At 71.9% G+C, this 18,088-nt stretch carries 16 protein-coding genes; 11 read left to right on the top strand and 5 right to left on the bottom strand.

The annotated features are described in order from the left end of the window. Nucleotides 1-232 precede the first annotated feature (232 nt). Complete coding sequence (locus LX83_RS23580; protein ID WP_253774997.1) at nucleotides 233-691, top strand: SRPBCC family protein; 459 nt, start codon at nucleotides 233-235, stop codon at nucleotides 689-691. Nucleotides 692-906: 215 nt separating this feature from the next. On the opposite strand, the gene LX83_RS23575 is transcribed toward LX83_RS23580, so the two are convergent. Next, entirely contained in the window at nucleotides 907-1,836 is a 930-nt protein-coding gene (locus LX83_RS23575; RefSeq protein WP_253774995.1) for an AraC family transcriptional regulator, read from the bottom strand. 104 nt (nucleotides 1,837-1,940) lie between these two features. On the opposite strand from LX83_RS23575, the gene LX83_RS23570 reads away from it, so the two are divergent. The 6 genes from LX83_RS23570 (at nucleotide 1,941) to LX83_RS23545 (ending at nucleotide 8,936) form a co-directional block, all read left to right on the top strand. Continuing rightward, on the top strand, nucleotides 1,941-2,852 hold the full coding sequence (locus LX83_RS23570; protein ID WP_253775197.1) for an MBL fold metallo-hydrolase: 912 nt from the start codon (nucleotides 1,941-1,943) through the stop codon (nucleotides 2,850-2,852). Between the two features lie 252 nt (nucleotides 2,853-3,104). Further along, entirely contained in the window at nucleotides 3,105-3,707 is a 603-nt protein-coding gene (locus tag LX83_RS23565) for a TetR/AcrR family transcriptional regulator (protein WP_253774993.1), read from the top strand. A 226-nt stretch (nucleotides 3,708-3,933) separates the two neighbouring features. Beyond that, nucleotides 3,934-5,766, top strand: coding sequence for a flavin-containing monooxygenase (locus LX83_RS23560; RefSeq protein WP_253774991.1), 1,833 nt, complete (start codon nucleotides 3,934-3,936; stop codon nucleotides 5,764-5,766). Then, complete coding sequence (locus tag LX83_RS23555) at nucleotides 5,766-7,373, top strand: NHL repeat-containing protein (RefSeq protein ID WP_253774989.1); 1,608 nt, start codon at nucleotides 5,766-5,768, stop codon at nucleotides 7,371-7,373. The genes LX83_RS23560 and LX83_RS23555 overlap by 1 nt, the downstream gene beginning before the upstream one ends. A gap of 29 nt (nucleotides 7,374-7,402) precedes the next feature. Further along, complete coding sequence (locus LX83_RS23550) at nucleotides 7,403-8,164, top strand: SDR family NAD(P)-dependent oxidoreductase (RefSeq protein WP_253774987.1); 762 nt, start codon at nucleotides 7,403-7,405, stop codon at nucleotides 8,162-8,164. Between the two features lie 307 nt (nucleotides 8,165-8,471). Then, nucleotides 8,472-8,936 carry an MFS transporter gene (locus tag LX83_RS23545; RefSeq protein ID WP_253774985.1) on the top strand — a complete coding sequence of 155 codons (465 nt, stop codon included), beginning with the start codon at nucleotides 8,472-8,474 and terminating at the stop codon, nucleotides 8,934-8,936. A 50-nt stretch (nucleotides 8,937-8,986) separates the two neighbouring features. Here the strand turns inward: LX83_RS23545 and LX83_RS23540 are convergent, their stop codons facing one another. From LX83_RS23540 to LX83_RS23530, 3 genes are all read right to left on the bottom strand, one after another. Further along, nucleotides 8,987-9,535 (bottom strand): AAA family ATPase, encoded by a 549-nt coding sequence (locus LX83_RS23540; protein ID WP_253774983.1) that lies wholly within the window; start codon nucleotides 9,533-9,535, stop codon nucleotides 8,987-8,989. 70 nt (nucleotides 9,536-9,605) lie between these two features. Continuing rightward, nucleotides 9,606-10,388 (bottom strand): DUF899 domain-containing protein, encoded by a 783-nt coding sequence (locus LX83_RS23535; protein WP_253774981.1) that lies wholly within the window; start codon nucleotides 10,386-10,388, stop codon nucleotides 9,606-9,608. A gap of 163 nt (nucleotides 10,389-10,551) precedes the next feature. Then, on the bottom strand, nucleotides 10,552-11,622 hold the full coding sequence (locus tag LX83_RS23530) for a non-reducing end alpha-L-arabinofuranosidase family hydrolase (protein ID WP_253774979.1): 1,071 nt from the start codon (nucleotides 11,620-11,622) through the stop codon (nucleotides 10,552-10,554). A 477-nt stretch (nucleotides 11,623-12,099) separates the two neighbouring features. Here LX83_RS23530 and LX83_RS23525 point away from each other — a divergent pair, with 477 nt between their 5' ends. Genes LX83_RS23525 through LX83_RS23510 form a run of 4 tightly spaced genes read left to right on the top strand, consistent with a single transcriptional unit; the run spans nucleotide 12,100 to nucleotide 16,096 of the window. Next, nucleotides 12,100-13,257 carry an LLM class flavin-dependent oxidoreductase gene (locus tag LX83_RS23525; RefSeq protein ID WP_253774977.1) on the top strand — a complete coding sequence of 386 codons (1,158 nt, stop codon included), beginning with the start codon at nucleotides 12,100-12,102 and terminating at the stop codon, nucleotides 13,255-13,257. A 60-nt stretch (nucleotides 13,258-13,317) separates the two neighbouring features. After that, nucleotides 13,318-14,172: an alpha/beta fold hydrolase gene (locus LX83_RS23520; protein WP_253774975.1), complete on the top strand. Its 855-nt coding sequence runs from the start codon at nucleotides 13,318-13,320 to the stop codon at nucleotides 14,170-14,172. Beyond that, complete coding sequence (locus tag LX83_RS23515; RefSeq protein ID WP_253774973.1) at nucleotides 14,156-14,974, top strand: MerR family transcriptional regulator; 819 nt, start codon at nucleotides 14,156-14,158, stop codon at nucleotides 14,972-14,974. Before LX83_RS23520 ends, LX83_RS23515 begins: the two co-directional genes overlap by 17 nt. A gap of 51 nt (nucleotides 14,975-15,025) precedes the next feature. After that, nucleotides 15,026-16,096, top strand: a complete 1,071-nt coding sequence (locus LX83_RS23510) for a TetR/AcrR family transcriptional regulator (RefSeq protein WP_253774971.1) — start codon at nucleotides 15,026-15,028, stop codon at nucleotides 16,094-16,096. 12 nt (nucleotides 16,097-16,108) lie between these two features. Here the strand turns inward: LX83_RS23510 and LX83_RS23505 are convergent, their stop codons facing one another. After that, a complete protein-coding gene (locus tag LX83_RS23505) occupies nucleotides 16,109-18,085 on the bottom strand; it encodes a carbamoyltransferase family protein (RefSeq protein ID WP_253774969.1) in 1,977 nt (658 codons plus the stop codon). Nucleotides 18,086-18,088: the final 3 nt, after the last annotated feature.

Raw genomic sequence — 18,088 nt, 5'->3', positions numbered from 1 at the left:
GGGTACCGCAACTTCCGATCGGAACTCGGCAATCCAGCGCATGTTCCTCGGCCGGTCGCTCGCCTAGGTTCGGGCAGTGCCGAGCAGCTGTGTGGTTGCCGCGCACCCACCGGCGACCCCGGACACGGGGGTGCTCCCCTCCGGGCAGCCCCGGTCGCGACTCCCACGATGAGCACCCAGCCCGGTCGAGCCCTGCCACGGGGCGGCGGTGCCGAACGAAAGGACGTCAACCATGCTGAAATACGATGCGACCGCCACCACGACAGCACCTCCAGCCGTCGTCTGGCGCCTGCTCGTCGACGCACGCACCTGGCCGGTCTGGTCGGCCGTCGACAGCCTGGTCACCGAACGCTCCAGCGGCCTCGATCCCCACGGCCGGGACCAGGTCGGCGCGGTCCGCGCGTTCCGCACCGGGCGGACGGTGACCGGGGAGCGGCTGACCGGACTCGTCGAGGAGAAGCAACTGACCTACGAGGACGCCTTCAACCCGACCATCCACGACTACCGGGCGGTCATCGACCTCACCCCCACAGCCGACGGGGGCACGGTCATCCACTGGCACGGGACCTACAAAGCCCGGTGGGGGATGGGGTGGCTGATGAAGGGTGTCATGCGGCGCGTGATGCAGCGGATGGCCGACGGCCTCGCCGCCCACGCCGCCACGCAGGCGCGCCAGGACCTCGATCGCTAGGCATTGCCGCTGGCACCGGCGTCCGGCAGGGGAGTGGCCGCCCTGCGGAGGCATCCACGCGCTGGTCGGCACGCCCATCTCGGCAACGCACGCGGCGCCGGCCGCCGGTTCGGAAAACCCCGCCGGGACGCCAGAACCACCGCCCGGGCACACCACCTGACCGGGCCGGCGCCTGGCTGCCGGTCACCCGCTCCGAGCGCCGCCACACCGGGTCGTCAGCCGATCGTCGACCGAACCGCGGCCTCCACTCGATACCGCCCCGGGGTCGTGCCGAACTCCCGCTGGAAGGCGTGGGAGAGCGCGTACGGGCTGCCGTAGCCGACTCGCTCGGCGATGACGGCCAGGGTGTCCGAGGTGTCCCGGAGCAGGGTGGCGGCCAGGGTCAGGCGCCACCAGGTGAGGTAGGCCATGGGAGGGCGGCCGACCAGGGCGGTGAACCGGCGCGCCAGGGTGGGTCGGGAGACGCCGGCCTGCGCGGCCAGGCGGTCGTTGGTCCACGGGGCGGCCGGGTCCGAGTGCATCGCCCGCAGGGCGGCGGCCGTCACCGGGTCGCCCAGGGCGCCGGGCCAGGTTCCGCTGGTGGCCTCGGCCATCCAGGCGCGGATCATGTAGACGAGGAGGAGGTCGAGCAGGCTCGGGAGCGCGATGCAGGAGCCGGGCCGCCGCTCGCCCAGCTCGCCGGCGAGCAGGTCGATCGCCGTGCGGAGTTCGCGGTGGCCGCCCACCCGGTTGGGCAGGTGGACGACGTTGGGCAGTTCCGCCAGGAGCGGATGCAGCCGGCTGCAGTCGAGCCGGTACTTGCCACAGAGCGCCTCCACGTCGCGGGGCTCGGGCTGGGCTCGCGGTCCTGGCCCTGCGAGCCACTGCTGGAGGGGCACCGCCCTGTCCAGCGCGGTGGCCGTGTCGACCGGGGAGTCGGCGATCACGTGGCCGGTGCCGTGGGGCAGCAGCAGCGCGTCACCCACGCCGAGGGACACCGGAGCACCGCCGTCGGGCAACAGCCAGCAGCTGCCCTTCATGACGACGAGGAAGCCCGCGCCCTGGTACGGGTCCTGCCGCACGCACCAGCTCCCGCTCATCCGCACCCGGTTGGACCGGGGGTGCCCGAGGCGCACGGCCGCGATCGCGTCACTCACCACGTCCATTCGCTCACGGTATCGCGCGTACCAGCCGTGAGACGTATGCGTATTCGGCTGAGCTGAGCGATCATTGAGGAGGTCGTCCGGCCCTTCTTAGGGTCGAACGCGTGATGAACGAGAAAGTGCGGAGCCTCGTGCTGGGGGATGTCGAGGTCATCCGGGTGGTGGAGTGGCACGGCCCGTTCGTGCCGGCCGCCGACCTGGTTCCGGAGGCTCCGGCCGAGGTGTGGCAGGACAACGCGGACTGGCTGGCGCCGGACCACTGGGAGCCGGACAGCGGCCGGGCGGTGCTCGCGCTGCAGACGTGGGTGCTGCGCAGCGGTGGACGGACCGTCGTGGTCGATCCCGGAGTGGGCAACGGGCGCGAGCGACCGGACTCGCCACCGTTCCACCACTGGCAGGGGGATTTTCTGGGCCTGCTGGCGAGGGCCGGTGTCCAACCGAGGGATGTCGACGTCGTCGTCAACACCCACCTCCACGTCGATCACGTCGGCTGGAACACCGTTGACGCGGACGGGGAGTGGGTGCCGACCTTTCCCAACGCCCAGTACCTCATCCCGGCCGCCGACGACTTCCACTTCGGGCCGGACAACGGGTACGGGAAGGGCCTGCGGGAGGACGACCGGCTGACCTACCAGGACAGCATCGCACCGGTCCACCAGGCGGGTCAGGTCGTGCTGTGGGATGGCGTGCACCGCATCGACGAACACCTCACCCTGGAGGCCGCGCCCGGCCACACTCCCGGCTCGTCGGTGCTGCGCCTGGCCTCTGGCAGCGACCGGGCGGTCTTCGTCGGAGATCTGCTGCACAGCCCGGTGCAGGTCCTCCGGCCCTCCTGCAACAGCGGCTTCTGCCTGGCCCCGGAACAAGCGGCGGCCAGTCGCCGCCGGATTCTCCAGCGGGCGGCTGAGGAACGGGAACTGCTCGTCCCCGCGCACTTCGGCGGTGCGGGTGCGGTGGAAGTCCGCGGGGAGAACGGTGGGTTCACCCTCGGCCCCTGGGCACCGTTCAGTCCGAAGTAGACAGATAGGTCCCGGTCAGTCGGAGGGGAGTGCGGCCGGTCGCCGTGGCCGCTGAGTCCGGTCCACGGCTGCCGGCCGCTCCGGCGCGCCCACGGTCGCCCGTGTCGGTAGACACATTGTCGGCTCGTTTGACAGTTTGTATAGTGACCACATGGGGCGCGATCCGAAGGTGGGCACCGGTTCGACCACCGAGTCGTCAGTGCCGGCGCGGCCCGCCGCGGCAGCGGCGGCCCGGCCACGTCGGAGTCCCGGGTGAGCCTGCGCGAGGAGCAGAAGAACCTGACCCGCAACCGGGTGCTCGACGCGGCGGTGACGGTGTTCGCGGAGAAATCCTTCGTGGGCGCCACGATGGAGGACATCGCCAGGGCGGCCGGGGTCACCAGGGCGACGGTGTACGCGCACTTCCCGGGAAAGAACGAGATCATCCGGGCGCTCCTGGTGCGCGTGTACGACATCTCCCACGAGGTCTACGCCGCACTGGCCGCCGTGCCGGCCTGGAACCGCGCGACGATCCGGGCCTGGCTGGACGGCGCCGTGGTGCGCTGGCGGGAGATGGCGCCGATGATCCACGTGCTCAGCGCGGCCGGCCCGGTGGTGGGCATTGACTCCAGCAGTTCCCGCGAGCACTACATGGTGGCGCACGAGGGCTACGTGTCCACACTGGCCGGTGACCCGCACCGCTGGCGGGGCACCCCACCGGCGGTGGCGCGGCAGCGGGCGCTGATGGCCGTGCTGCAACTGGAGTCGTTCCTCTCGGTGTGGACCGCGGGGGAGTGGCCGATGGACACCGACGACCCACTCGACCTGCTCGTGGACGCCGTCGCCCACCTGCTCGGCCCCGCGCTCAGCGAGTAGCCGAGCTGGCGGTGGAATGAGCAAGCACCGCCCGCCCGCGAAGCGCGGCGGGCGGTGACCAACACCACGACCTGATTCTTGATGTCCACGCGGCCGGCCGCCGAGCGCTTCGGGGCACCCGCGGGCATTCCGCCGCCTTCCGCGCGATCCGGCGCACCGTCCGGGTGTTCACGCCTTCGCGCCACCCGACGTGTTCGGGCGAACAATGACCAGAGAAAGCAGGGAGATGACGCACACCGATCCTTCACCCAGGTCAACCCTGTTCAACCCGGACGAACTCGGCTTCGACCCCGAGGAGCTGCGGGCCAAGTACCGCGTCGAGCGCGACCGCAGGCTGCGGCCCGAGGGATCGGCCCAGTACATCGCCCCAACCGGTGACTTCGGCTACTACGCCGACGACCCGCACGCCGACCCCGACTTCACCCGCGCACCGCTCACCGACGAGGTGGACGCCGTGGTCATCGGCGGCGGTTTCGGTGGTCTGCTGGCCGGCGCGCGACTGCGCCAGGCCGGGGTCGGGTCGATCCGGATCATCGAGAAGGCCGGCGACGTCGGCGGCACCTGGTACTGGAACCGGTACCCGGGCGTGCGCTGCGACATCGAGTCCTACATCTACCTGCCGCTGCTGGAGGAGGTCGGCTACCTGCCGACCGAGAAGTACGCCAGCGGCGAGGAGATCCGAGGGCACGCCCAGGCCATCGCCAGAACTTTCGACCTGTACCGCGACGCGTGCTTCCAGACCGAGGTCACCACCATCAGCTGGGACGACACCGCGTGCCGGTGGACGGTCACCACCGATCGCGGTGACCGGATGACCACCCGGTACGTGATCATCTCCAGTGGACCGTTCAGCAGGCCGAAACTGCCCGGCATCCCCGGCATCGACAGCTACCGGGGGCACACCTTCCACACCAGCCGGTGGGACTACTCCTACACCGGCGGCGACCAGACCGGCGGCATGCACAAGCTGGCCGACAAGCGGGTCGCGGTCATCGGCACGGGTGCCACGGCCATCCAGTGCGTGCCGCGCCTCGCCGAGGACGCCGCGCACCTGTACGTCTTCCAGCGCACACCGTCCCTTGTGGACGAGCGCGGGAACCGCCCGACCGACCCGGAGTGGGCCAGGACGCTCACGCCGGGCTGGCAGCGGCGCAGGCGGGACAACTTCCTCACCATCGTCAGCGGCGGCTGGCCGGGGGAGGACATGGTCGGCGACCGGTGGGGTGATCTCAGCCAGCGCACCCAGGCCGCCTTCGCCGAGCTGGGGCGCACCGACCTGTCCCCGGACGAGCGGGAACTCGTGCAGGAGATCGCCGACTTCCGGAAGATGAACGAGATCCGCGACCGGGTGGACGCGATCGTCGCGGACCCGGCGACCGCGCAGGCGCTCAAGCCGTGGTACCGGTATCCGTGCAAGCGGCCCACGTTCAGCGACGAGTACCTGCCCACGTTCAACCGTCCCAACGTGACGCTGGTCGACACCGAGGGGCGCGGTGTCGAGCGGATCACCGAACGCGGGATCGTCAGCAACGGCGTCGAGTACGAAGTGGACTGCATCGTCTTCGCGACCGGCTTCGAGGTCGGCCTCACCCACCCCGGGTTCACCGGCAGCCCCTCGGTGCAGGGCCGTGGCGGCCGCACCTTCGCCGAGCACTGGCGGGACGGTGTGCGCACGCTGCACGGCATGACCAGTCACGGCTTTCCCAACCTGTTCAGCATGGGCACCGCGCAGAACGCCGCGGCCGTGAACTTCGTCCACATCCTCGACGAGCAGGCCAGCCACATCGCCGCGATGATCGCGCAGGCCGAGGAGCGGCACGCGCGCTACGTCGAGCCCAGCGCCGAGGCCGAGCAGGAGTGGGTCACCTTCGTGCGGCGGACGGCGCGGCCCAACCCGGTGCTCGCCGAGTGCACCCCGGGCTACTACAACAACGAGGGCAAGCCGGTGGCGCGCCCGGACGGGTACAGCGGCGGGGCCGTCGAGTTCCACGAACTGATCAGGAAGTGGCGCGAGGACAACGGGTTCGCCGACGTGCTCGTGCCCGGCCAGGAACAGTGATGTCGGGCAGCCGATTCGACCACAGTGGACAGCTGCGGCCGACGAGCGCCCGGTGGGACATCGCGCGGCTGACCGAGCCGAACCGCCTGTGGGGCGCCAACGGCGTCGCGTTCGGGCCGGACGGCCGGCTGTACGTGGCGCAGTTCCTCGCCGGCCAGATCAGCGCCGTCGACATGGACTCCGGCGACGTCGAGGTCGTGGTTCCCCTGGACAGCCCGGTGCGGGCGCCGGACGACCTCGCGTTCGGCGCGGACGGGGCGATGTACATCGCCGACCTGACCCCGGGTCGGGTGTGGCGGCGGACACCGGAGGGCGAGTTCAGCCTCGTCTCGGCGGAGGTCCAGGTGCCCAACGGCATCACCTGCGTCGGCGACCGGCTGTTCGTCAACGAGATACGCCCGAACGGCCGGCTCTTCGAGTTGTTCCCGGACGGTGGCTCGCCGGTTCTGCTCGCCGACGACATCGCCCTGGGCAACGCCATGCAGGTCGGCCCCGACGGCTACCTGTACTACCCGCACATGCTCTCCCAGCAGGTCTGGCGGGTCTCCCCGGACGGCGGCCCGCCCGAACTGGTCGCCGCCGACGTCGACGCCCCGGTCGCCGTGCGGTTCGACCTGGCCGGCACCCTGGTGGTGCTGTCCCTGGGCCCCGAAGGCCTGATCACCCGGATCGACCTGGACTCGGGACGGCGGTCCACCACCGTCACCGGGATCGCCGGCCTGGACAACGCGGCGTTCGACGGGGACAACCGGATGTTCGTCTCCAGCTACGCCAGGGGCGGCGTCACCGAGGTCCACGAGGACGGCAGAACCCGCCCGGTGGTGCCGCACGGCCTCAACGGCCCCTTCGGGGTGGCGGCGGACCGGCGCGGCAGGGTCTACCTGACCGACCACTTCAGCGTGGCGAGTCCCACCGGTACCGGCGGTGTCGACACGGTGGACGTCATCTCCGGCGGCCTGCCCGGCTTCGCCCGAGGCATCGCCAGCGACGGCGACCTGCTCCACCTCACCACCGTGCAGGGGGAGGTGCACACCTACGACCCGGCGGGGCGCACCAGCCGGGTGCGGGCAACAGAGCTGAGCGAGCCCACCGGGGTGGCCGTCGGGCCGGACGGACGGCTCGCGGTCGCCGAAAGCGGGGCCGGTCGTGTCCTGCTGATCGACGCGGTCGGCCAGCGGGCGGTGCTCGCCGACGCGCTCGACCACCCGGTGGGCGTGGCCTTCGACGACGCCGGACGCTGCTACGTCAGCGAGGACCGCCTCGGACAGGTGGTCCGGCTGGACGGCGACGGCACGGCCGTGGTCGTGGCGGACGACCTGGGCACGCCCCAGGGACTGGCGATCAGCGGAGCGGACCTGTTCGTGGTCGAGGTGGCACACCGGCGGCTGCGCAGGATCTTGCTGAGCACCGGCGAGAGCGCGGTCGACGTCGAGCACCTGGCGGTGGGCCTGCCACCCGGGATCTCCCGGAGCGAACCAGCCGCCGCGCCCGGCACGGTCAGCCCGCCGACCCAGTTCGCTGACATCGCGGTGGCCCCGGACGGCGCACTGCTGGTCGCGGCCAACGGCGACGGCGGCGTGCTGCGCCTGATCCGCACCAGTCCATGACCACCCAACCCGAGCGAAGACGAGAAGACATGACACCCGCCACCGACACCCGCCGCTTCGCCGGCAGGACCATCATCGTGACCGGAGCCGGATCGGGCATCGGCCGAGCCACGGCGGTCCGCGTCGCCGCCGAGGGCGGCCGGGTCATCGCGTCCGATGTGGACCCGGCGCGGCTTGACCGCCTGTCCACCGAACTCCGCGAGTTCGACGTGCACACCGTCGCCGGGGACATCACCGACCCCGCCGTCATCGACGCGATCACCGCGGCGGCCGGCACCGAGGTGGACGGCCTGGCCAACGTCGCCGGCATCATGGACGGCTTCCTGCCGCCCGCGGAGGTGGACGACGCCACCTGGGAGCGGGTGTTCGGCGTCAACCTCACCGGGCCGATGCGGCTCACCAGGGCGGTGCTGCCCGGCATGATCGCGGCCGGCGCCGGCGCGATCGTGAACGTCGCCTCCGAGGCCGCGCTGCGCGCCTCCACCTCGGGGGCCGCCTACACCGCGGCCAAGCACGCGCTCGTCGGCTACACCAAGAGCGTCGCGTTCTTCTACGGCCCCCAGGGTGTGCGGGCCAACGTCGTCGTGCCCGGCCCGGTCGCCACCAGCATCGAGGCGACGATGAGGTCCGAGTTCGCGGCGGGCCGGATCGGGCCGGTCATGCGGGCCACCACCCCGGCACTGGCCCAGCCGGAACGGCTCGCCGCGGCCATCACCTGGCTGCTCAGCGACGACTCCGCGAACATCAACGGCGCGGTGCTGCCCAGTGACGGCGGCTGGTCGGTGGCCTAGCCGCGCGTCGAGTTGACCGATTCGACGAGCTGGCGGACGCAGGTGAGCGCGTGTCCGTCAGGGCGGGGTGCGCGGTTTGCGGTAGGACGGTCGCGGCAGCCGCCCACCCCGCCCACCCCGCCCACCCCGCTCGGCCGGGCTCAGCCGCTGCCCGCCGCCTGCCGCCGTCCGACCTCTGCGTACACGACGTCCTCGGCGAAGGCGAAGGCGAAGGCGAAGGCGACGGCGCCGGACGCCGCGCCGTTGATGCGCCTTGGCATCCTCAGGTCCGGCGCGCTGGCCAGGGCCAACGTGGGCGCGGTCGCGCTTGCGGGGCACCTGGGTCGGCTGCCTGTTCGTGCTCACCCTCTACCGGCAGCAGTTGCGTGGCTGGTCCGCGCTGGAGACCGGGCTCGCCGTGGTCCCCACCGGCCTGACCGTGGTGCTGCTGGCCCCGCGCACCGCGCCGCCGCTGACCGCGCGGTCCGGTGTCACGGCGATGACCGCGGCCGGGCTCACCCTGGCCGCCATCGGCTACGCCCTGCTGCTGCGCATCGACGTCGACTCCAACTACCTCGCGGTGCTGGTGCCCGGCTTCCTGCTGGTCGGACTGGCGTTCTCCCGCACCCTGGCCGCCGCTCGCCGCGCGGAGCAGGAGTCCGAGTCCCTGCTCGGCGCCGGGGACGACTACCACCACTTCCGCCGCCAACTGATCACCCTGATCACCGCGGCCAGCCTGCCCAGGCCCGCACGGCGCCAACCCGGAGCACCCCGGCCCGACACGCGTTCCTGACCGGACGACCGGGAACCGGCCCCGAGGGCCGCGCGTCCCGGGTGCCGGCCTCACCCGAGGCCGCGCAGCACCGCCCGGTACGCCAGGTCCACCTCGCCTTCCTCGATGCGGACGATCCGCGCTGCGGGCCGCGCGGCGATCACCGTCATCAGCCGGTCGTACATCACCGACAGGTCGTCGAACCCGCCACCGCGCTCGACCATCTCCCGCGCCTCGACGTGCGCGGGATCAACCGCCGCGCGGGCGCGCTCGGCGAAGCGCCGCAGCGCGTTCTCCTTGCTGTCGAGCAGCACGAACTCGTGGAACGAGGCGTTCACCTCGCGTGCGAGCCGCTCAAGCTGCTCGATGAACGTCATCCGGGCCAGGAACTGCGGGACCACCACATCGTGCCCGGATGCCAGGTGGGCGCGGGCGGCAGCCAGCGCTACCTGCCGGGCGAGCAGGCCGGCGGCGTGCGGATCGTCGCGCCACCGGCCGATCAGGCTCCGGACGCGGTCGACATCCAGGTTCAGCGCCAGCGGGTGATCGTCGACGTAGTGCTGGGCCAGCGTCGACTTGCCGCACGCTGGTGGGCCGTTGAACAACAGCAGTCGTGGCACCTCGCGACCCTAGTGGCGCTGCGACCAACGGGTGCCCACCGGGACCGCGTCGGTGCCGCGCACGGGCGGGTCAGTGGTGGTGGCCGTGCCGGCCGAGGGTCCGCACCGGGGTGGCGCCGGGACGGGTCCACTGCGGCACGGGGCGGCTGGTCGGGCCCCAGGTGGCGGTCCCGTCGGCGTCCGTGCGCCAGTACCAGCACGCGTCGCGCCCCTCGGGCCAGCCCTCGGGGTTGTCCTCCCACGCCTCGCCGCGGCCGCCGGGCGTCATGTCGAGCAGGCCCAGGGAGGCGCTGGCCGGCTCGTTGCCGCGGCCCGTGGTGGAGTAGGTGAGGAACACGCGGTCGCCGTCGCGCAGGAAGCAGGTGAGGTACCCCATGTCCCCGCCGACCGGCTCGGCCACGTCGCGCACCGAGTACCAGGGCTGGGTGTAGCCCATGAACTCGACGTAGGCGGCCACCTCGGCCCAGCGGCCGGTGGTCAGGATGGCGAACGAGACACCGCGGGCGTTGAGGTAGACGGCGTCCCTGAGGTGCCAGGCCGTCATGGTGCAGCCCTCGCACTGCCCTTGGTGCGGCGCGCCGTCGTGCCACATGTGCTTGTAGACCAGCAGTTCGTCGCGGCCCTGGAACAGGGTCAGGAACGGCACCGGGCCGTCGGGTCCGACGACCTCGACCGTGCCGTCGAACTCCACCATCGGCAGCCGTCGGCGGGCCGCGGCGATGGCGTCGCCCGCGCGGGTGTGGGCCTTCTCGCGGGCCAGCAGCTCGTCCCGGGCGGCCTGCCAGGTGGCCAGGTCGACGATGGGCGGGCGGCCGGGCAGCGCGGTGGTCGGGTCGTTCGGCGTGGCCGTCATGGTGTCCTCCGTGGTGTCTGCGCGGCGTCGTCCGACGTCCGCGCCGTCACCAGGACAGACCCGCGGCCCGGCCGGAACTCATCGCGACACGGCAGAGGACACCCGTGCGGACGGATCGCCGGACAGGAGCGGCCGGACAGGAGCGGCCGGCCGCTCCCACCCATCAGCAGTTGGAGTTGGTCTGGGTGAGCAGGCCGAGCCGCCAGGGCAGCTTGTTGTAGTCACCGCCGGACCCGGGGTTCATGCCCTGGTACAGGTACTGCATCCGGCAGGAGTTGATCTCCATGGTCTGGTCGACGCCGGCGCGGATCATCTCGCCGTGGCTGATGTCCTGCGTCCAGGCGCCGGCCGGGAAGGAGACGTTGCTCGACCGGGCGAACGGGTTGCTCTCCGTCGCCGCCAGCGGCGTCCACGAGCCGGTGATGCCGTTCGCGGTCCAGGACCGGAAGTAGCGCCTGCCGTTGCTGCCGATCGCCTCGATGACCAGCAGGTACTGGTTGCTCGTGCCCTGCACCTTGTACACGTTGGACGCTTCCCACAGCGCGTACTTGTTCGAGTCCGACATCACCATCACGGTGTTGGTGAAGCCGTTGGGGAAGTTCGCCACGGTGGTCTGCGCGCGGTAGAGGTGGCCGTTGTCGTCGGAGGAGAACAGGTAGCAGTTCACGCTGTCGCAGACGACCCAGAAGTCCACCCAGTAGCCGCTGCCGATGTTCTGCCGGATGATGTCGGGCATCGAACTCTGAAAGTTTCGGGGCGCGGACCACGACGCGGGGTTGTTGATGTCGGTCGTCGTGGAGTACGACGGCAGGCCGGTCTGGTAGACCAGGTACCAGCGGTTCTGCGGGGCGAAGTAGAACACCTGCGGCGCGGCCCGGTACCCGGTGCCGATCGCCGACCGGTCCAGGTAGTACTGCGGCGCGGACGCCGCCTGCGACCAGTCACCGAAGCTCGTGTACATCATGTTGTAGCTGCCCGCGGAGTTCGCGGTCGACGCGAACACGTGCCACTTGTTGTCGTAGCGCACCACGGTCGGGTCCTTGACCGCGAGGATGTTGTGCGTCGAGTCGGACTTCGGGCCGATCAGCGCTCCGCTGGAGGACCAGCTGAAGGTCGACGGCAGGGCGGCCGAGGACACGTCGCCGACCGGTGCCTGCGGTTCGGCGGCGGCGGTCGCGCCGCCCAGGGAGAAGGTGATCGCGGCGAGCGCCGCGCACCAGCGTGCTGCACGCATAGGAAGTCCCATCGTCACCGTTGACGGACAAGCCACACCGTTCCGGCGCGACTCCAACCGGGTCGAAACTTTCGCAGTCAAAGCGAAAGTTTCACCAATGTAGCGGCAGCCGGACAAGCGGGTCAACCATCCCCGAGGTCCCCGAGTTGTGATCGCTCACCTTGGTGTTCCAGCCGTCTGATCAAGGCTTTGACGTCATCCCGGCCGGAAGATGTGAGCGCCAACCATCGGGGCGCGCCCGGGCGCCCGCCGGCCCGGGCGCACCGCCACCGACAGCGCCTCGACAACCGGCGCCCTGGACGCCCGCATCGCTCCGATGTGGACACGGGACCGGGTGGCGCGGGCCGCGCGGGTGCGGCCACCGCGTCAAGGCTGTCAGCCGAATGAACCTCGACCGGCGTGGACGCGTGTGTGACAGTGATTCCAGGCGCCCGGCGCGTCGCGACGGATCACCGCATGACCGGCGAGGGAGCTGACATGACGCTGAAGTTCGGGGCTTTCCTGGCCCCGTTCCACTGTCCGGTTGGCCAGGACCCGACCGCGGCCTACGAGCGGGACCTCGACGTCATCAAGCACCTGGACAAGCTGGGTTTTGACGAGGCCTGGGTCGGAGAGCACCACTCGTGCGGGCACGAGCTGATCCCGGACCCGTTCATGTTCATCACCTACGCCGCTCCGCAGACCCGGCACATCAAGCTCGGCACCGGGGTCGTCTCGTTGCCGTACCACAACCCGCTGTGGGTGGCCGACCGCGCGTTGTTCGCCGACCGGCTGCTGCGCGGCCGGTTCATGCTCGGGCTCGGCCCGGGTGCGCTGCCCACCGACGCCGCCATGATCGGCCTGGCCGTGGAGGAGCAGCGCACCGCGCTCGAAGAGGACGTCGACGTGCTGATGGCGATCCTGCGCGGAGCGACGGTCACCGCACGGACCAGCCGCTACAACCTGGTCGACGCGCGAACCCAGTACGAGCCCTACAGCGACTTCGACATCGCGGTCGCGGCGATCGCCTCGCCCACCGGGCCGAGGACCGCGGCCAAGCACGGGCTGGACCTGCTGTCGGTGGGCGCCACCGCCGCGGGCGGCTTCGACGCTCTCGCGCTGCACTGGGACGTCGTGGCGGAGTGGGCCCCGCGCCACGGCCACACCCCCGACCGGTCCGGGTGGCGGCTGTGCGGCCCGATGCACCTGGCCGAGACGCGGGAGCAGGCCATCGAGGACGTGCGCCACGGCCTGGACGCGTGGTGCGACTACACCCAGAAGGTGCTCGCCGCGCCGCACTTCCGCGCCGCGGGTGACACCTTCGAGGAGCGCGTGCGGTGGGTCACCGAGAGCGGGCTGGGTGTCATCGGCACCGTGGACGACGCGGTCGCGCAGATCGAGCGCCTGCAGCGGCAGTCCGGTGGGTTCGGGTGTTACCTGCTGATCCACCACGAGTGGGCGCGGCACGACGCGACGCTGCGCAGCTACGAACTGTTCGCCAACCACGTCAAGCCGCGGTTCCAGCGCGGCACCGGCGGTTTCGCGCGGGCCAGGGACTACGGGATGTCGCGCTGGGGCGAGTTGGACGCGCGCGCCGGCAACGCCATCCAGTCCGCCAAGGACCGGCACGCGCAGGAACGCGCGAACCCGGCCTGACGGTGCCGCGCCGCCCCGGAGTTGACCCTGACGCAGGGTCAACCGCGCAGCATGGTCGGCGTGACAGCGAAAACCCACCACTTCACGGTCCACCACGACGGGGTCACCATCCCGGTGTCGCGCGGCGGTCGGGGACGACCGCTGGTGCTGTGTCCCGGGCTGCTCACGACCCAGGCCGGCCTGCACGAGCTGGCCGAGTCGCTGCGGTGCGACCACGACGTGGTGACCTTCGACCTGCGGGGCCACGGGCGCTCCTCGGCCGCCGGCCGGTACTCCTTCGCGGCCCTGCTCGGCGACCTGGTCGCGGTGCTGGCGGAGTTGGCACGTCGCGGCATGCCAGCGCCCGTGCTCGTGGGCCACTCGCTGGGCGCGGACCTGATCGTGCACTACGCCGCCGAGCATCCCGACGCCGTCGCCGAACTCGTGCTCATCGACGGGGCGAACCCGGTGCCCGAACCCTTCATCACCGAGGCGGACCTGCCGGAGTTCCGCGCCATGGCGGAGGACCTGCGGCGCGAGACCGAGCCGGTCAGGGGCACCGCGCGGCAGGTGCTGCTCACCGCGCGGGAGATCCTCGATTTGAACCTGGAGGTGGACGTGCTGCGGTCGGTGATCCTCGACCGGTACCGGACGATCAGCTGTCCGATCACCGCGATCATGTCGACCTCGATGGCCGGCGACAGCGGCGCGGAGCGGGCGCGGTGGCGCAACCAGAACTGGCGCGCCGGCGTCGAGCGGCTGGTCCGCGAGCGGCCGGACATCACCACGGGCTGGCTCGACGCCGGCCACGGGCTGGTGGTCACCCACGCCGTGGAGATCGCCCAGCTCATCCGGGGCACGCCCGGCGCGGTCGGCCGGCGAGGTGCTGACCAGCTGCCCGGCACGGGAGACTGCTCAGGTGCTGACCATCGGTGAGCTGGCGTCCTACGCCGGGGTGACGGTGCGCGCGGTGCGGCACTACCACGCCAAGGGGCTGCTGCCGGAGCCGGAGCGGGATCACGCCGGCTACCGGCGCTACCCGGCCGGCGCCGTGATCGAGCTGATCAGGATCCGGACCCTCGCCGAGGCCGGGGTCCCGCTGGCCCGGGTGCGAGAACTGCTGCGGGCCGACGCGAAGGAGTTCGCCGCGGCGGTCGCGGACATCGACGCGCGGTTGCGGGCGGAGATCCGGCAGCGGCAGCGGCACCGCGAGCGCATCGCCCACCTCGCCGCCGGGGACAACCTGGCGCTGCCTCCGGAGGTGGTCGGGTTCCTCGACCGGCTGCGGGCGCTCGGCGTTGACGAGCGGATCGTCCAGGTCGAACGCGACGGCTGGATCCCGCTGGTCGCGCACTCGCCCGAGCGGGTCCCCGAGTGGATCGCCCGCAAGCGGGAGCAGATCGCCGACCCCCGGGTCACCGACTTCTACCTCACCCTGGGCGAGGCGCTCGACCGGACCGACGACGACCCTCGGCTGGCCGAACTGGCCGACCGGCTGGCCGGCTACCTCACCCGGATGGCCGACGAGCAGGGCGAGGACTACGTGGCCGACGTGGACGTCGAGCCACCGTTCGCCAAGCTGATGGACACGCTGGTGTTCGACACCACGCCACCGGCCCGTCGCCTGGTCGAACTGCTGGCGCGGCGGGGCTGGACCGGCTGGACCAGGCTTGAGCGTGTGCGCCCGACACCGCGCCGACCGCACTGCACCCCCCATTCAGATGCTCACGACATCTGAATGGGGGGAGTATCCTCTCGTTCGCGGCAGCGGCGGGGACGAGGGGGCGCGATGGTCCGGTTGAGCAGGGCGGAGATGCAGGAGCACAACCGCGCCAAGGTGCTGGCGGCTGCCCGCGCCGAGTTCACCGAACGCGGATACCGCGACGCCAAGATCGACCAGATCGCCGAACGGGCCGAGCTGACCCGGGGTGCGGTCTACTCCAACTTCCCGAGCAAGCGGGCCCTCTACTTCGCCGTCCTGGCCCACAACGCCGACCGGGCGGCCGAACCGGACTACCCGCCGACCGCCGGCACGGCCGCTGCCGCACTGGCGGACTTCGCCCGCGCCTGGCTGGTCCGAAACCCCCTGGCCAGCGAGGACCAGCACAGCGCGGCCCGGCTCGGCCGAGACCTGCTCCCGGAGATCGCGGCCGATGAGCGGACCAGGGAGCCCTTCGCCCAGCTGACCCGCCTCAGCGCGATCGTGCTCGGGCTGTGCCTGGAAGGGGTGCGGCCGGCGCCGCGGGCCGCGTCCCGCCTGGTCCAGGTGGCCGAGATCGCCCTGACCACACTGCACGGCGCGAGCCAGCTCGCCGCGGCCGCTCCCGGGTTCGGCGAACCCTTCGCGATCGTCCGCGCCTGCGAGCAACTCGCCGAGCTGGACCTCGGTGACGTGTGGCAGCCCGCCCACCTGCCGCACGTCTCGCCGGCGCGACCGGTCAACGAGCCGTGGTCACCACCACCGGTGACCGACGCGCTGCGCGACGAGCCGGCGCGCCTGGACGGTGACGGTGTCCTCGCCGTGCTCGGGCTGCACCGCCTGTCCGCCATCGAGGAAGCGCTCCGCTGCGCGCCGGCCACCGGCGCGGTCACCGCGGTCCTGGTCACCAGCGATCCCGGTGAACTGGGCCCCCTCGCGCGGTTGGCCATCACCGACCTGCGCGGCTGCCTGCGGGCCGCGGTGGCGCGGTCGGCCTGGCCCCGCCTGACGATCGTCCACGACGAATCCGGCGTCGTGGCCGCGGCCGCGGGGGTGACCACGACCAGCGACACCACCGAGAGCGCGGTGCGGATCCACGACGGCCGGATCGTCGCCCGCGCCGACGGCTACGGCGCGTGCCACGCGGCGGCATCCGCGTAGTGCGGACCCCCGTCAGGGTTGGGGCGGCGTCAGGTCGAGGTAGCGGTCCTGCCAGAGGGCGCGGACGCGGGCGAGGACAGCGCTGCCGGGGCGGACGCCCAGCTGGTGCAGCGAGGAGTTGCCGTCGGCCCGGCTGAGCACCTGGTGGGTCGGCTGGTCCAGCTCGACCTGGCCGCCGCCGACGTGGGTGAACGCGATGACGTGGCGGGTGCCGCCGGCGGAGGTGCGCTCGGCGCGCAGGCGGACCGCGGGCACCAGGGCGGGCGCCAGCGCGCACAGGTCGGCCTCGGAGTGGTCCAGTTTGGACACGATGAGGTCGTCGACCACGAGGTGGTCGAGTTGGGTGGTCAGGAAGCACCGCAGCGCGTCCGCCACCGAGTCCACAATGGGCTCCGCGTGGTTGTTGAACGAGGTGTTGAGCAGGACCGGAACCCCGGTGAGCGCCTCGAACTCCTCCAGCAGCCGCCAGTAGCGCTCGTTGACCCGGCGATCGACCGCGTGCACGCGGGCGCTGCCGTCGACGTGCGTGACCGCGCCGAGCAGCTCCCGCCGGTCCTGGCGCACCGGCACGGTGAACACCATGAAGTCCGGGGTGCTGGCCTCGGCCGGGAACTCGAAGTAGTCCCGCAGGCTCTCGGCCTGCACGGACGGGGCGAACGGGCGGTAGCTCTCCCGCTGCTTGATCATCCGGTTGACCCGGTCCTGGTTGGCGGCCGGTCGGGGGTCGGCCAGGATGCTGCGGTTGCCCAGGGCGCGCGGGCCGAACTCGGACCGGCCCTGCACCCAGCCGACCACCTTGCCCTCGGCCAGCAGCGCGGCGGTGTCCCGCTCCACCTGGGCCGAGCGCGTGACCGTGACGAACCGCCGGTACCGCCGCAGCAACCGGACGGTGTCCTCGCGGCGCGGCAGCGGCGGGCCCCAGAACACCTGGCGGATGCGGGACCGGGGAACGGACCCGGCGGTGTCGGCGTGCACCTTCATGGCCGCGCCCAGCGCCGCACCCGCGTCGTGCGCGGCCGGGTGCACGAACACGTCGTCGAAGAGCCCGCCGCGCAGCAGCCGACCGTTGAGCGTGCAGTTCTGGGCCACCCCGCCGGCCAGCGCCAGCCGCCGGTGCCCGGTGGCCCGCTGCCAGTGGCTGATCACGTGCCAGGCGATGGTCTCCACGGTCTGCTGCAGACCGGCGGCGAAGTCCCGGTGGGCCTGGGTGAAGGCCGTGCCCCGGCGCCTCGGCCGGAATCCCGCGGCGGTGAACGCCGGGTGCATGCCGGTGTGGTCGAGCAGGAAGTGACCGTCACCGCGCAGCTCGAACAGCGAGCCGAACACCGCGCGGTAGGTGGCTGGATCACCGTGCGGGGCCAGCCCCATCACCTTGTACTCGTCGCCGAGACCGTAGCCCAGCAGCCTGGTCCCGGCCAGGTAGAACATGCCGAGCGAGCGGCTGATCTCGTGCGTGCTCAACAGGTCCACCGTGGACCCGTTGGCGGTGTAGACGGAGATCGCGTTGTCCTCGCCGGCCCCGTCCATCACCACGACCAGCGCGTCGGAGTACCCGGACTGCGGGTAGGCGGAGTAGGCGTGCGCGACGTGGTGGCGGACGAAGGCGAACGCGGTGTCGGGCAGATCGACGTCGAAGTGCTCCCGGACGCGCGCGGCGAGCAGCTCACGGCTGCCCGCCAGCGGCAGCGAGTGGTCCGTGACGTAGTGCTGGAACAGTTCGCGGTCGGTGTAGTGCTCGCCGAAGAAGAACGCGATCCGGTCCACATCGGACAGGCGCAGGCCGGTGGTGTCCAGACAGGCGCGCATGGCCTGCCCGGCGAAGGCGGTGGTGTGCTTGACGCGGTTCAACCGCTCCTGCTCGACCGCGGCCACCACCTGGCCGTCGCGCAGCAGCACCGCGGCGGCGTCGTGGAAGTGCAGCTCCCAACGGCGCGCCATGAAGTCGTCGTCGGCCGGGGACAGGCAGCAGTTGATGCCGAACACCAGCACGGC

It is taken from the genome of Goodfellowiella coeruleoviolacea (genome assembly GCF_024171785.1).
Taxonomy (GTDB): domain Bacteria; phylum Actinomycetota; class Actinomycetes; order Mycobacteriales; family Pseudonocardiaceae; genus Goodfellowiella; species Goodfellowiella coeruleoviolacea.
Note: the sequence above shows the minus strand (reverse complement) of the source record. Positions and strands in the feature narration are given on the sequence as shown.